The following is a 14040-nucleotide window of genomic DNA, read 5'->3' on the forward strand; positions in this document are numbered from 1 at the left end:
TCCTTGTGAATCAGCGTTCGTCGAACGAGATCACGACGCGCGGGGTCAGGGCATGCGCCTGACAACTCAGGATGAATCCCGCCGCCACTTCGTGCTTCTCAAGGGCGAAATTCTTATCCATCCGGACCTCGCCTTCGATCAACTTGCAGCGGCAGGTGGAACACACGCCGGATTTGCAGGAGAACGGGACGTCCATGCCGGCCCGCGCCGCGGCGTCCAGCAGGCTGGGATCGCTCTTGCGGAACTCGATCTCGCGCGAGACGCCGTCGCGGATCACGACGACCTTGGCGGCCTCCGCGTCCTCTTCGTGGACCTCGTGCGGCGCCGGGCGGCCCGTCTGCATCTCCGGCGTGCCGAAGCGCTCGATGTGGATGCGTTCCTCGGGCACGCCGGCCGCGCGCAGCGCGGCTTCCGCCTGCTCGTTCATCTCGAACGGGCCGCAGACGAAGACCTGGTCGATGCCGGCCGCCGGCACGGGGCCGCTGAGGAAATCGCTCAGCTTGGCCTGGTCCAGCCGGCCCGCCATCAGCGGCGAGTCGACATGCTCGCGCGAGAACACGTGATGCAGCGTCAGCCGCGTCATGTAGCGGTTCTTCAGGTCCTCGAGCTCTTCCTTGAACATCGTCGTCGCCGGACGACGGTTGCCGTAGATCAGCGTGAAACGGCTCATCGGCTCGCGGGCGAGCACGCTCTTCATGATCGACAGGATGGGCGTGATGCCCGATCCCGCGGCGATGCCGACGAAGTGCCGGCCCGTCGCGGGCTCCAGCGGCACGTGGAAGCGGCCCTGCGGCGGGAAGACCTGGACCTCGTCGCCGGCCTTCAGGTGCCGGTGGACCCAGGTGGAGAAGGCCCCGCCGTCGACCTGGCGCACGCCGACGCGCAGCTCGCCGTCGTCGACGCCCGCGCAGATGGAATACGAACGGCGCAGGTCCTGGCCGTCGACGTCACCGCGCAGCGTCAGGTACTGGCCTTGCGTGAAGCGGAAGGTCTCGCGCAACGCCTCGGGCACGTCGAAGCACAGCACGACGGCGTCGTCGGTGTCCTGGTGCTTGGCGCTCAGGCGCAGCGGGTGGAAGTGCAGGCTCATGGCGATGGCTCAGATCGGCTTGAAATGTTCAAAGGGCTCGCGGCAGGCGACGCAGCGGTACAGCGACTTGCACGCGGTCGAGCCGAAGGCCGACAACTGCTCGGTGTGCGTGCTGCCGCAGCGCGGGCAGGCGATGGCGTCGCGTCGGCGGACGATGCGGATGGGCACGCCCTGCCCCGCGTCCACCGGTCCCGGCGGCGCGATGCCGTAGCGGCGCAGCTTCTCGCGGCCCTCGTCGGTGATCCAGTCGGTGGTCCAGGCCGGCGCGCGTCGCATCGTCACGGTCACGGTGCCGAAGCGCGACAGCGCGTCGCGGACGCTCTGCTCGATCGCCTCGGTCGCCGGGCAGCCGGAGTAGGTCGGCGTCAGCACGACCTCGACGCCGTCGGCGGTCTCGACCAGATCGCGCACGATGCCGAGCTCCACCAGCGACACCGCCGGCACCTCGGGATCGAGCACCTGCGACAGCACCTCCCACGCGGCGGACAGGCGTCCGCAGCCGAGGTCCGTGGCGCCGACGTCGGACGTCGACGCACGCGGTCCGACCGGCGTCAAGGACGACAGCCAATCGAGATGCGACGGTGTCGGCGTGTTCATCTCGATGCCGTTCACCACACCCCGCCGGGGTAGCTGCGCTGCAGCGATTGCAGGGTCGCCAGCATGTGGCCCATGTGTTCGCTGTGGACGCCGCGCACGCCGGTGTAGACGTGCGGCGTGTCCTTCGGCCGGGCGAGCTGCGCTTCGGCCAGGACCTCGTCCATCGCCGCGTCCCAGTCGGACTTCAGCGACGACCAGGCCGGTCCCAGGCCGCTGGCCTCGGCGGCGGCGTCGATCTCGTCGGACGCGAACAGCTCGTTGACGTAGGGCCACAGCTGCGCGAGCGCGGCCTTCATCCGCTGGGCCGATTCCTCCGTGCCGTCGCCCAGGCGCACGACCCACTCGGCCGCGTGCTGCTGGTGATAACGGACTTCCTTCACCGCCTTGGCGGCGATGGCGGCGACCTCGGCGTCGGTGGACGCCTGCAGTCGCGTCCACATCGGCATCAGCCAGCAGGCGGCGATCAGGTTGCGGGCCTGCGTGAAGGCGAAGTCGCCGCGCGGCAGCTCCATCATCACGGGGTTGAGGTAGTGGCGTTCCTCACGCAGGTAGGCGAGCTGGTCCTCGTCGAGCGGCTGCTCGTTGAGCTGGCCGGCGCGCGTCAGCAGCGCGCGCGACTGGCCCAGCAGGTCCAGCGCGATGTTGCCCAGCGCGAGTTCCTCTTCCAGGATGGGCGCGTGGCCGATCCATTCGGAGATGCGGTGCGACAGCACCAGGCACGCGTCGCCGAGGCGCAGCAGGTACTGGACGTCGGCGCGCTGGCCGGGTTGGACGGAAGCGTTCATCGTCCGGTCCTCACATGTGATCGAGCGACTCGGGCAGGTCATAGAAGGTCGGGTGGCGATACACCTTGTCCTCCATCGGGTCGAAGTACATCGACTTCTCGCCCGGGTCCGACGCGACGATCGCCGACGACGGCACGACCCAGATGCTTACGCCTTCCTGGCGGCGGGTGTAGACGTCGCGGGCCATCTGCAGCGCCATCTTCGAATCGGGCGCGTGCAGGCTGCCGCAATGCTTGTGGTCCAGGCCCGCCTTGTTGCGGACGAAGACTTCCCACAGGGGCCATTCGTTGGCGCCGGTCGTTTGGTTGATGCTCATGATTCGAGTGCTCTGAACGGTTCGTGGCGGAGACGGCGATCGCGATCGGTGATCGTCGGGATCAAGCCGCCTTGGCTTCGGTGGCGCGCTTCTTCGCGTGGGCGAGCGCGGCGTCGCGGACCCAGGCGCCGTCGTCCCAGGCCTTCACGCGGGTGCCCAGGCGTTCGGTGTTGCAGGGGCCGTTGCCGCCGACGACGCGCCAGAACTCGGCCCAGTCGATCGCGCCGAAGTCGTGGTGGTCGCGTTCGGCGTTCCACTTCAGGTCGGGATCGGGCAGCGTGATGCCGAGCAGCTCGGCCTGCGGCACGGTCGCGTCGACGAACTTCTGACGCAGCTCGTCGTTGGTCAGGCGCTTGATGCCCCAGCGCATCGACTGCTCGGAGTTCGGCGAATCCTTGTCCGCCGGTCCGAACATCATCAGCGACGGCCACCACCAGCGGTTCACCGCGTCCTGGACCATCGCCTTCTGCGCGTCCGTGCCCTCGCGCATCATCACGAGCAGGCTCTCGTAGCCCTGGCGCTGATGGAAGGATTCCTCGCGGCAGATGCGGATCATCGCGCGGGCGTACGGGCCGTAGGAGCAGCGGCACAGCGGCACCTGGTTCATGATCGCCGCGCCGTCCACCAGCCAGCCGACCACGCCGATGTCGGCCCAGGTCAGCGTCGGGTAGTTGAAGATCGAGCTGTACTTGGCCTTGCCCGTGTGCAGCGCGTCCAGCATCTGGTCGCGGCTGGTGCCGAGCGTCTCGGCGGCGGAGTACAGGTAGAGCCCGTGGCCGCCCTCGTCCTGCACCTTGGCCAGCAGGATCGCCTTGCGCTTGAGCGTGGGCGCGCGCGTGATCCAGTTGCCTTCGGGCAGCATGCCCACGATCTCCGAATGCGCGTGCTGGCTGATCTGGCGCACCAGCGTCTTGCGGTAGTGCTCCGGCATCCAGTCCTTGGCCTCGATGAAGTCGCCCGCGTCGATGCGGGCCTCGAAGGCCTCGTTGCGCTGCTGCTCCTCGGCGGTCTGCAGCTTGGTCGCCTGGTCCTGCGGACCGACGCTCATGGCTTGCGTGTACATGGATGCGCTCCTTACGAATTCTTCGGACGTTGGTCCACGACGCGGCGGGCCTTGCCGACCAGCGTCCGTTCAATGGAATCCGGCGCGCCGACGGTCACCCGGGTCGACACGCCGATCAGCGTCTTGATGCGGTGCTGCAGCGACTTCGACATCGCCTGCGCGTCGCCGCCGCCTGCGGCGGACAGCTCGCAGCGCACCTCGACCTCGTCGAGGTGACCGTCGCGGCTGACGACGATCTGGTACTGGCCCGACAGGCCGGGCTCGGCGAGCACCAGTTCCTCGATCTGCGTCGGGAACAGGTTGACGCCGCGGATGATCAGCATGTCGTCGCTGCGGCCGACGATCTTGCCCATGCGGCGCATGCTGCGCGCGGTGGGCGGCAGCAGGCGCGTCAGGTCGCGCGTGCGATAGCGGATCACCGGCAGCGCCTCCTTGCTCAGCGAGGTGAACACCAGCTCCCCTTCCGAGCCTTCGGGCAGGACCTCGCCGGTCTCGGGGTCGATGATCTCGGGATAGAAGTGGTCTTCCCAGATCACCGGACCATCCTTGGTCTCGATGCATTCGCTGGCAACACCCGGCCCCATCACTTCGGACAGGCCGTAGATGTCGACCGCGTCGATGCCGGCCTTGTGCTCGATCTCGCGGCGCATCGCCTCGGTCCAGGGCTCGGCGCCGAACACCCCGGTCTTGAGCGAGGACGCGCGCGGGTCCAGGCCCTGGCGCACGAACTCCTCGACGATCACCTGCATGTAGCTCGGCGTGACCATGATGACGTCGGGCTTGAAGTCCTGGATCAGCTGGACCTGCTTCTCGGTCTGCCCGCCCGACATCGGGATGACGGTGCAGCCCAGCCGCTCGGCGCCGTAATGCGCGCCCAGGCCGCCGGTGAACAGACCGTAGCCGTAGGCGATATGGACGATGTCGCCCTTGCGCGTGCCGGCGGCGCGCAGCGAGCGCGCGACCAGGTCGGCCCAGGTGTCGATGTCCTGCTGCGTGTAGCCGACGACGGTCGGCTTGCCGGTCGTGCCGGACGACGCGTGCACCCGCACCACCTGCTCGCGCGGCACGGCGAACAGGCCGAACGGGTAGTTGTCGCGCAGGTCCTTCTTGGTCGTGAACGGGAACAGGCGCAGATCGCTCAGGTCCTTCAGATCGTCCGGATGCACGCCCTTCGCATCGAACGCGGCCTTGTAGTGCGGCACGTTCTCGTAGGCGTGCTTGAGCGACCACTTCAGGCGCTGCAGCTGCAGCGCGCGCAGCTCGTCCTGGCTGGCGCGCTCGATCGGCTCGAGGTGCTCGGGCTGGAAGGTCTTCACCGTCATGGGGTCTGTCTCCTGACCTGTCTTCTGAGCTGTCTGCTCGTTCCGGGGCGCCGGCGCTTCAGCGCGCGGCCGCCAGTTCCGGCACCACGGGCTTGCCCTTGATGCGATAGGAACGGCCCCGGAAGACCGCGATCAGTTCGTCGCGTTGATTGGTGATGCGGATGTCGTAGACGCCGGTGCGGCCGGCCAGCGCGGTCTCGACGGCGCTCGCCGTCAGCACGTCGCCCAAACGGGACGGCGCGACGATGTCGATCGCGAAGCCCGAGGCCACCGTCACCTCGTTGTGCGAGTTGCACGCGAAGGCAAAGCAGGAATCGGCCAGGGTCGTGACGAAGCCGCCGTGGCAGATGTCGAAGCCGTTGAGCATGTCCTCGCGCACCGCCATCGACAGCGTCGCGGTGCCGGGGCCGATGGCCTCGATGCGCATGCCCAGGCCCTTCGAGGCGCGGTCGTTGGCGAACATGGTGTCGCGGACCGCTTCGGCCACGCGTTGCGCGTCCGCGCGGGGATCCAGGGGCGCGCTCATCAGCGGTCCTTGAAGGTCGGGGCGCGCTTGGTCAGGAAGGCGGCGGCGCCTTCGAGGTAGTCGTGCGCGTAGCCGAGCTGGCTCTGCAGCCGGGCCTCGAGCTTGAGGGCGTCCTCGAACTCCAGGTCCATCGAGGCGTCGAGCGCCTCGCGCGTCTGCACCAGCGCCCGGGTCGGCATCTTCGCGAGCTTCTGCGCGGTGGCCATGGCTTCGCTCTGCAGCTCGGCGTCGGCGACGCAGCGGGCGATCAGGCCCCAGGACTGCGCCTCCGCGGCGGGCAGCTTGTCGCCGAGCAGCGCCAGCTGCATCGCGCGGGCGCGGCCCACCAGGCGCGTCAGCAGCCAGGTGCCGCCGCAGTCGGGCACCAGCCCGATCTTGGAGAAGGCCTGGATGAAGGAGGCCGACTGGCCCGCCAGCACGAGGTCGCAGCCGAGCGCGAAGTTCGCGCCCGCGCCGGCGGCCACGCCGTTGACCGCGCAGACGGTGGGCACCGGCATGCTGCGCAGGCGCAGCGCCAGCGGGATGTAGTAGTGGTCGAGCAGGTTGCCGATGTCCTTGGCCTTGGGCTTCTTGTGGACGTCGGCAGACGCCGCCGGATCCGCGTGCTCGTCGAACTCCGGCTTGATGTGGGGATCCGACAGGTCCTGGCCCGCGCAGAACGCGCGCCCGGAGCCGGTGATGAGCACCGCGCGCACGGCCCCGTCGTGCGCCGCCTCGTCGAGCGCGACACGCAACTGGCCGAGCAGGCCGGTGGTGAACGCGTTCAGCGCCTGCGGCCGGTTCAGCGTGAGGACGCGGACGGCGCCCTCGGTGCTGATCAGCAGCGGACTGTCTTCGGCAGCGGTGGATGGGATCGTGGTGGCGGTGCTCATTCGGCTTGTCTCCTCGGCCGTCGATGGATTCAGCTTTTTCAGCTTTTGTGGGTCGGCTTCTATTTACCGACCGGTCGGTAGATACTACGAGCCATCGCATCGCAAGACAAGGTCGGAAACCTAGGGTTACCACCTAAGAGGAGCGCATTCCATGCCCTGCTACGCCATCGACGGTCTTTCGCCGGTCGTCCATCCGAGCGCCTACGTCCACCCGACGGCGGTGCTGATCGGGGACGTGATCGTGGGTCCGGGTTGTTATGTGGGGCCGTGCGCCTCGCTGCGGGGGGACTTCGGCCGCATCCGGCTGATGGACGGATCCAACGTGCAGGACACCTGCGTGATCCATGGGTTCCCGGATTCGGACACGGTGGTGGAGACCAACGGGCACATCGGGCATGGCGCGGTGCTGCACGGCTGCGTGGTGCGGCACGACGCGCTGGTCGGCATGAACGCGGTGGTGATGGACGAGGCGGAGGTCGGCGCGTACAGCATCGTCGCCGCCTGCGCGTTCGTGCGTGCGGGACTGAAGCTGCCGGAGAAGTCGCTCATCGCGGGCCTGCCCGCGAAGGTGATGCGCCCGCTCACCGACGATGAGATCCGCTGGAAGCGCGTCGGCACCGAGACCTACCGGGACCTGGCGAAGCGCTGCCATGCGAGCCTGGTCGAGGTGCAGCCGCTGACCGCGGAGGAAGCGGACCGCCCTCGCCTGCAGGTCGGTGGGCCGAAGACGCTGGTGGCGACGAAGCGCGGCGGCGAGGCCTGACACGTGGAAGGCATCGGCTGATGGCTTGAAGCCAGTCGCCCGCCTGCATGTCCGTCGATCCTCGCCATGGTCGACAGACGGACAAACCAGGACCATCGAACTCCCTCAATCGCGGAGTTCTCCCGTGCATCAGACCACCCGCCTGCCAAGCCTTGCGCCAGGCGCCGCGCCATCGGACGCCACGCGACGCGATGCGCCGAAACGCGCGCCGCCGCCCGACTCCATCGACAGGGCCAGGAGCGCGCTGTCGACGACCCTCCATCGCGCGCGCTTCGCCTCCCGGCTCGATCGCGGCGAAGTGGTCTACATCTCTTCGAGGCTGGAAGGCGGCCCCGTCGGCCCGCTGGACGACCTGCCCACCGCGCCCATGGAGTTTCCGGTCGACAGCGACTTCGCGCCCGAGCTGCCGGCGCCCGCGCCGGCCGTGCGGCGGCCGGTCGCGCCCGCCGTCTCTGCGCCGGAGCCCTCCCAGCTCAAGCGGGATCCGCTGTGGGGCAGCGGCCAGCCGGAAGCGCGCAGCATCACCGTGGCCTTGCGCAAGCTGGTCTGGGCCCACGGCAAACCGAACAGCCTGCTGGAACTGTGGCGGCAATGGCGCCGGGGGGATGCGGTCGACGGTGTTCTCGAACTTCACGAGTCGCTGCTCCCGTCGATCGCCAAGATGCGACTGGACTTCCGGATCGCCCGCGACCATCGAGGCGATTCCGCCGATGAGCGGGACTTCGTGCAACGGACCCTGGCGGCCTACCTCACGACCTGCCTGGCCTCTTCGCCCGACAGCGAACTCAAGCGACTGAGGTCGCGCCTGGACTCGCGCCGCGGCCCCTGGGCCAAGGCACGGTCGGCGGTGCATCAGGCGCTGATCGACGCCGCGCAGAAAGCGTCGCGCTCAGGGCGGGAGGACGAGATCGCGATCCATCGACAGTTGCAGCGCCGGGCCGCGCTGGACGCCATGGCGCAAGCCTTCAGGCTGGCGTTGAGCACAGATCAGTCGCCGACCCGCGAAGTGGCCTGACAAGCAGCCCACCGGCGGCGGGTGGTGGGAATCCCGCCAGGCCGGCCCCGCAGGCAGCGGTCTTCAAGCCGCCCCGCGCCCGCGCACGCAGTACGCGATCGTCGCTCGCACGCGGCGTACCTCGCTGGTACCCCGCGGCAGGCGCCCGGCTGGAAGAATCGGTCGTCATGACGTCCGCCGCCGCTCCGCTGCCTCTGCCCCGCCCGGAGGTGCCGCTGTGGCTGCCGGCCCTGTTCATCGTCTGCAGCACGCTGGCGATGCACGTCTTCGTGCCGGCGCTGCCGCTGGCGGCGGCCGATCTCGGTGCGAGTCCGCATGCGCTGCAGCTCAGCATCAGCCTCTACATCGCGGGACTCGCGGCGGGTCAACTCGTCTACGGCCCGCTCGCGGATCGATACGGTCGCCGGCCCGTGCTGCTGGCCGGACTCGGGCTCTACACGGTGGCGGGGCTGGCCGCGTCGCTGGCGCCGACCGCCGGGATGCTGATCGCCGCGCGGCTGCTGCAGGCGCTGGGCGGCTGCTCGGGCATGGTGCTGGCGCGGGCGATCGTGCGCGACACCTCCACGACCGCGGACGCGGCCAGCCGCATGGCCTCGGTCAACCTGATCGTGACGATCGCACCGGGCATCGCGCCCATCATCGGCGCGGCCATGGCGCCGACGCTCGGCTGGCGCAGCATCCTGATCGCGCTCACCGTGCTGGGCGTGGCGGCCATGCTGGTGGCCTGGCGCCAGCTGCCGGAGACCGGACGCCATGCGCAGGCGCAGGACCTGCGCAGCCTCGCGCGCGCCTACGCCGGCCTGCTGCGCTCGCCGGCCTTCCTCGGCTACAGCGTGGGCGGCGGCTGCGCGACGACGGCGATGTACGCCTTCATCGCCGCCGCGCCCTTCATCTTCGTCGACCGGCTGCACCGTCCGGCGCACGAGGTCGGCTGGTGCCTGGCGATGCTGGTGTCGGGCATCTGGCTGGGCAGCATGCTGGCGACGCGGTTGTTGCGGCGCTTCCCGCTGCGGCCGCTGCTGATAGGCGCGAACGCGGTCAGCGTGGCCGCGGCGCTCGGGCTGCTCGCGCTCGTGCTGCTGGACCGGCTCACCGTCGCCGGGACGGTGGGCACGATGTTCCTGTTCACGCTCGGCGCGGGGCTGTCGTCGCCGGCCGCGCTGACGCAGGCGATCAGCGTCGATCCGACGGTCACGGGCTCGGCCTCGGGCCTTTACGGCTGCATGCAGATGGCGGTGGGGGCGGTGTGCTCGTCGCTGGTCGGCCTGGGCGGCGATCCGGCGCTGGCGGCGGCGCTGACGCTCAGCGGCGCGGGACTGGTGGGGCAGTTCGGGTTCTGGATCGCGGGGCGCGATCGTTCGAGGTCATGAAGCGGGCCAAGGGATCGGCATGCGCGCGCGTCCGCGCCCGCGCTGCGGCCCCGATCGCTACGCCATCTCGGCGCGTCGGACCTGCACCTGGTCGATGAGCGAGGTGACGAGTCCGGCCGACAAGCCGTCCACGCCGGCTCCAGCGCACGAAGCTGCCCCGGCGGCCACGGCCCAGCGCAGGTGGTCCTCGGGATCCTGCGTGCCGCCGTTCATCAGGCTGTAGAGCAGCCCGGCCATTGCGGCGTCGCCGGCGCCTATGGTGTCGACGACGTGCTCCAGCGGCGGCGGTGCGGCGCTCAGGTCCGCCTTCGGATGGAACAGCTGCGCGCCGCGTTCGCCGAGCGTCAGCATCACGATCGCACGCGGATTCCAGGCCGAGATCTGCGCCAGTCCGAGATGGTGATCGCGGCTGCGGAACAGGCCGCGGAGGTCTTCATCGGAGACCTTGATGACATCCGCCAGCCGGCACATGCGTTCCAGCGTGCGGTCGTAGCGCGAGTCCATGGACATGCGGTAGTTGGGGTCGTAGCTGATGCGCACGCCCTCGTCCTTGAGGGACTCCGCCAGCGCGATCAGGCGGGCGGCGAGCGGTTCGCGCGTCAGGCTGATCGAGCCGAAGTGGGCCCAGCGCAGCGCGCGGCGCCAGCCGGCGGGCAGCGCGTGGGGGCGGAAGTGCAGGTCCGCGCTGTCGTCGCCGACGAAGGCATATTCGGGCGGATCGAGCTGGTGGACGTAGGCCACCAGCGGCGACTTGGCGAACTGCTGGAGGAAGCGCAGGTCCAGGCTGGCGTCGGCGCTGGCCTGCCAGATCGCCTGGCCGAACGGGTCCTTGCCGATGCCGCCGGCGAAGGCGCTGAGCTGGCCCAGACGCGACATCGCGATGGCCACGTTCCAGGGCGAGCCGCCGCTTCGGCTGCGCCAGTCGTCGGGGCCGACGCGGATCATGTCGGTGAGGGCTTCGCCGAAGGAGACGAAGCTTGCCAGGTCCGCATGGACCACGGTCGTGGGGGTCAAGCTCATGCCGCGATTCGAACGCCGCCGGCCCTGTCGTGCAAGTGACAAGTCCTACAGGGTGACGAGGGGCGGGATTCGGTGCCGAAGCGCACAACGCCACCCCTGTCGCAGGAGCACAGTTGCTCCGGGAAGGGCTTGCGCGGGCGCGGGCGGGCCGGCGGCGGCACAATCCGGTCCATGACCGATGGTGTGATTCCGCTGCTCGATCTGAGACAGATCGGGCGGACGCCTCCCGTGCCGCATCCGCTGCCGCCGCCCCGCAGCGGCCCGTGGCTGGATGCGCGCGGCCGGCCGCTGCGCGACCTGCGCATCTCCGTCACCGACCGCTGCAACTTCCGCTGCAGCTACTGCATGCCCAAGGACGTGTTCGACAAGGACTACGCCTTCCTCCCCCATCGCGACCTGCTCTCCTTCGAGGAAATCACCCGACTCGCCCGCGTCTTCGCCCAGCTCGGCGTCCAGAAGCTGCGCCTGACCGGCGGCGAACCGCTGCTGCGCCGCAACCTCGAAGCGCTCATCGCCCAGTTGGCCGCACTGCGCACGCCTGAAGGCCTGCCGCTCGACCTCACGCTCACCACCAACGGCTCGCTGCTCGCCCGCAAGGCGCAGGCGCTCAAGGACGCCGGGCTGAAGCGCGTCACCGTCAGCCTGGATGCGCTCGACGACGCCATCTTCCGGCGCATGAACGACGTGGACTTCCCCGTCGCCGACGTCCTGCACGGCATCGAGACCGCGCAGGCCGTCGGCCTGGCGCCCATCAAGGTCAACATGGTCGTCAAGCGCGGCACCAACGACGACCAGATCGTCCCCATGGCGCGCCACTTCCGCGGCACCGGCGTCGTGCTGCGCTTCATCGAGTACATGGACGTCGGCATGAGCAACGGCTGGCGCATGGACGAAGTCCTGCCCTCCGCCGACGTCCTCGCCCGGTTGCGCGAAGACGCTGGACCAGGCGCCGACCTGGTCCCGCTCGCACCCTCCTCCGACGGCGAGACCGCCACCCGCTGGGGCTACGCCGACGGCAGCGGCGAGATCGGCCTCATCTCCAGCGTCACCCAGGCCTTCTGCGGCGACTGCAACCGCGCCCGGCTTTCCACCGAGGGGCGCCTCTACACCTGCCTCTTCGCCGGCGACGGCCACGACCTGCGCGCCCTGCTGCGCGGCGACGCCGCCCACGACGCGCGCACCGACGACGAGATCGCCGCCGCGCTAGGCGCGCTCTGGACGCGGCGCAACGACCGCTACTCCGAACTCCGCGCCAGCCTGCCGGCCTCCGCGGACGCCGGCCCGGCGCGACGCGTCGAGATGCACTACATCGGCGGCTGATGCGCGCCACCGCGCTGCTCCTCTGCGGCGGGCGCGCCACGCGCATGGGCGGCGTCGACAAGCCGCTCCAGCCCTTCCAGGGCCGCCCGCTCGTCGAGCACGTGCTCGCCCGCATCGCGCCACAGACCGACGGTCGCGTGCTCATCAGCGCCAACCGCCACCTCGACGAGTACCGCCGCCTCGGACATCCGGTCCTCGAAGACACGCTGCCGGACTTTCCCGGTCCGCTCGCCGGCATCCTTGCAGGACTCGACGCGATGGCCGCCTCCGGCCTTGAGGACGGCCAAGACGCCTCAGGCGGCGGCAGCTGGCTGCTCGTCGTCAGCGGCGACAGCCCGTGGTTGCCTGAGGACCTCCTCGCGCGACTGGCCGACGGCCTCGGCACCGACCAGACCGCCGCGATGGCGCTGGGCCGCGAGGCGCCTGGTGAGCCCCTGCGAAGCCAGCCGCTGGCGAGCTTGATCCATTCGACGCATCGCGCCTCGCTGGACGCCGCACTGCGCGCGGGTGAACGACGCGTCGAGGGCTGGCTGTCCAGCCTGCCGCTGGCACGCGTCTCGTTCGACCGCCCGATCGACGAGCGGGCCTTCGCCAATATCAACGACAGGAGCGAGCTTGAGCGACTTGAACGACTTCGATGACGCCGGACGCGACGGCGGCGGCGGCGCTCCGATCACCTTGCGCCTGCTGACCGAGGGCGATCTCCCCGCTTACAAGGCCCTGCGCGACGCGATGCTGGCCCGGCATGAACAGGCCTTCACCTCCGACGCGGAGACCGAGCGTGCGCGCGAGGCGGCGAGCTACCGCGTGCGGCTGCATCCGCAGGCGGGCGGCAAGTCGCTGTTCACGCTCGGCGCCTACGCGCAGGCGCGACTGGTGGGGGCGCTGACCTGCGAGCATGAGAACCGCAAGAAGGTGATGCACATCGCGCACCTGATCGGGATGATGGTGGACGACGATTACCGCGGACGCGGCATCGGCAAGCGTCTGCTGCAGCAGGCCCTGGTGCTGCTGCGTCGCGAGCCGCGTCTGGAGTCGGTGACGCTGAGCGTCACCGCCGGCAACCAGGCGGCGATTGCGGTGTACCGGCAGGCCGGCTTCACGCGTTATGGCCACCTTCCCCGCGCCATCCGCCTGTCCGACGGCCGTTACTACGCCAAGGACCTCATGAGCCTGGACCTGCGTGACTAGGGACAGGCGGTCGCCGCCCGGGCTGCCACATCGACCTCGACCGTCAGCTCATCCTGGATGGCGAGCAGCCCGTTGAGCACGGAGAACGGTGTGATGCCGAACTCGCTCTGGCGCAGGACGAGCGCGCCTTGAGCGCGCAACGGCGCGTCGTCCGAAGGCCGGACCACCCGCACGGGCACGTCGATCTCGCGGACCTGACCGTGCCATTGCACCGCGAGTTTGACCGCGAGGACCGGGAACGCACCTGCGACGGTGGTGCTGCGCATCGAGATCGTCGGGAAGCGTTCCCCGTCGACGGCGCGGAGCATGTTGGTGCGGGTGCCGGCGACGTCGGACGCCGTGGGCACGCTGGCGAAATCGGGGCCGAGGCCGGCGCGCCATTCGGGCTTGTCGATGCCGACCTCGTCGAGTCGGAAGCCGAGTTCGACGCCGGCGCCGGCGATGCCGTCGGCGGGCAGGAAGACCTGGCCGGCCAGCCGCTCCACGCCCAGCACATGGTTGTGCCCGACCTTGGCGAGCCGCCCGCCGCGGAACACGTGGATGCGCACCTGCGAGGCGGCGGCGTCGACGCGGTAGAGCCGTCCTTCGCCGCGCTGCTGTGCCGCGAGCCAGACGGGACAGGACGACGGCGGCGCGTCACCGCCTGCGGGGGATGGCCCGGCGCTTGCCGCAATTGGTGCACTGCCGCATCCCGCGACGGTCAGCGCCGCCACCAGGATCGCGGCACCGCCCGCCCCGCGCCGCCACCGGCGCCGCAGCACCTGGGGAACCTCGCTTGCCCGCGTCAACA

At 70.0% G+C, this 14040-nt stretch carries 16 protein-coding genes; 6 read left to right on the forward strand and 10 right to left on the reverse strand.

From position 1 onward, the window contains the following. Positions 1–10: 10 nt before the first annotated feature. The 8 genes from paaE to ACQZ13_RS22030 all read right to left on the reverse strand — a co-directional run bounded on the left by paaE (position 11) and on the right by ACQZ13_RS22030 (position 6571). Entirely contained in the window at positions 11–1090 is a 1080-nt protein-coding gene (gene paaE / locus ACQZ13_RS21995) for a 1,2-phenylacetyl-CoA epoxidase subunit PaaE (RefSeq protein ID WP_431048081.1), read from the reverse strand. Positions 1091–1099: 9 nt separating this feature from the next. Next, complete coding sequence (gene paaD, locus ACQZ13_RS22000) at positions 1100–1702, reverse strand: 1,2-phenylacetyl-CoA epoxidase subunit PaaD (RefSeq protein ID WP_431048082.1); 603 nt, start codon at positions 1700–1702, stop codon at positions 1100–1102. Continuing rightward, positions 1699–2472, reverse strand: a complete 774-nt coding sequence (gene paaC, locus ACQZ13_RS22005) for a 1,2-phenylacetyl-CoA epoxidase subunit PaaC (RefSeq protein ID WP_431048083.1) — start codon at positions 2470–2472, stop codon at positions 1699–1701. The genes paaD and paaC overlap by 4 nt, the downstream gene beginning before the upstream one ends. A gap of 10 nt (positions 2473–2482) precedes the next feature. Continuing rightward, entirely contained in the window at positions 2483–2788 is a 306-nt protein-coding gene (paaB, locus tag ACQZ13_RS22010; protein WP_088408956.1) for a 1,2-phenylacetyl-CoA epoxidase subunit PaaB, read from the reverse strand. 61 nt (positions 2789–2849) lie between these two features. Next, positions 2850–3851 (reverse strand): 1,2-phenylacetyl-CoA epoxidase subunit PaaA, encoded by a 1002-nt coding sequence (paaA, locus tag ACQZ13_RS22015; RefSeq protein ID WP_067269204.1) that lies wholly within the window; start codon positions 3849–3851, stop codon positions 2850–2852. A gap of 11 nt (positions 3852–3862) precedes the next feature. Then, positions 3863–5173 carry a phenylacetate--CoA ligase PaaK gene (paaK, locus tag ACQZ13_RS22020; RefSeq protein WP_431048084.1) on the reverse strand — a complete coding sequence of 437 codons (1311 nt, stop codon included), beginning with the start codon at positions 5171–5173 and terminating at the stop codon, positions 3863–3865. A gap of 58 nt (positions 5174–5231) precedes the next feature. Further along, positions 5232–5699 (reverse strand): hydroxyphenylacetyl-CoA thioesterase PaaI, encoded by a 468-nt coding sequence (paaI, locus tag ACQZ13_RS22025; RefSeq protein ID WP_431048085.1) that lies wholly within the window; start codon positions 5697–5699, stop codon positions 5232–5234. Beyond that, a complete protein-coding gene (locus tag ACQZ13_RS22030) occupies positions 5699–6571 on the reverse strand; it encodes an enoyl-CoA hydratase-related protein (RefSeq protein ID WP_431048086.1) in 873 nt (290 codons plus the stop codon). Before ACQZ13_RS22030 ends, paaI begins: the two co-directional genes overlap by 1 nt. Positions 6572–6722: 151 nt before the next feature. Between ACQZ13_RS22030 and ACQZ13_RS22035 the strand changes: the two genes are divergently transcribed. The 3 genes from ACQZ13_RS22035 to ACQZ13_RS22045 all read left to right on the forward strand — a co-directional run bounded on the left by ACQZ13_RS22035 (position 6723) and on the right by ACQZ13_RS22045 (position 9719). Continuing rightward, positions 6723–7334 (forward strand): phenylacetic acid degradation protein PaaY, encoded by a 612-nt coding sequence (locus tag ACQZ13_RS22035; protein WP_431048087.1) that lies wholly within the window; start codon positions 6723–6725, stop codon positions 7332–7334. 124 nt (positions 7335–7458) lie between these two features. Beyond that, positions 7459–8349: a hypothetical protein gene (locus ACQZ13_RS22040; protein WP_431048088.1), complete on the forward strand. Its 891-nt coding sequence runs from the start codon at positions 7459–7461 to the stop codon at positions 8347–8349. 167 nt (positions 8350–8516) lie between these two features. Beyond that, complete coding sequence (locus ACQZ13_RS22045) at positions 8517–9719, forward strand: multidrug effflux MFS transporter (RefSeq protein WP_431048089.1); 1203 nt, start codon at positions 8517–8519, stop codon at positions 9717–9719. Between the two features lie 57 nt (positions 9720–9776). On the opposite strand, the gene ACQZ13_RS22050 is transcribed toward ACQZ13_RS22045, so the two are convergent. Then, complete coding sequence (locus tag ACQZ13_RS22050) at positions 9777–10739, reverse strand: carbohydrate kinase family protein (protein ID WP_431048090.1); 963 nt, start codon at positions 10737–10739, stop codon at positions 9777–9779. Positions 10740–10910: 171 nt separating this feature from the next. Here ACQZ13_RS22050 and moaA point away from each other — a divergent pair, with 171 nt between their 5' ends. The 3 genes from moaA to ACQZ13_RS22065 are packed head-to-tail and all read left to right on the forward strand — an operon-like array spanning position 10911 to position 13250. Further along, positions 10911–12059 carry a GTP 3',8-cyclase MoaA gene (gene moaA / locus ACQZ13_RS22055; protein WP_431048091.1) on the forward strand — a complete coding sequence of 383 codons (1149 nt, stop codon included), beginning with the start codon at positions 10911–10913 and terminating at the stop codon, positions 12057–12059. Continuing rightward, positions 12059–12700, forward strand: a complete 642-nt coding sequence (mobA, locus tag ACQZ13_RS22060; protein WP_431048092.1) for a molybdenum cofactor guanylyltransferase MobA — start codon at positions 12059–12061, stop codon at positions 12698–12700. Before moaA ends, mobA begins: the two co-directional genes overlap by 1 nt. Further along, positions 12675–13250 carry a GNAT family N-acetyltransferase gene (locus tag ACQZ13_RS22065; RefSeq protein WP_431048093.1) on the forward strand — a complete coding sequence of 192 codons (576 nt, stop codon included), beginning with the start codon at positions 12675–12677 and terminating at the stop codon, positions 13248–13250. The genes mobA and ACQZ13_RS22065 overlap by 26 nt, the downstream gene beginning before the upstream one ends. On the opposite strand, the gene ACQZ13_RS22070 is transcribed toward ACQZ13_RS22065, so the two are convergent. Beyond that, positions 13247–14011, reverse strand: coding sequence for a YceI family protein (locus tag ACQZ13_RS22070; protein ID WP_431048094.1), 765 nt, complete (start codon positions 14009–14011; stop codon positions 13247–13249). The genes ACQZ13_RS22065 and ACQZ13_RS22070 overlap by 4 nt on opposite strands. Between the last annotated feature and the right edge of the window lie 29 nt (positions 14012–14040).

This window comes from Roseateles sp. L2-2 (assembly GCF_050613215.1).
Lineage (GTDB): Bacteria > Pseudomonadota > Gammaproteobacteria > Burkholderiales > Burkholderiaceae_C > Roseateles > Roseateles noduli.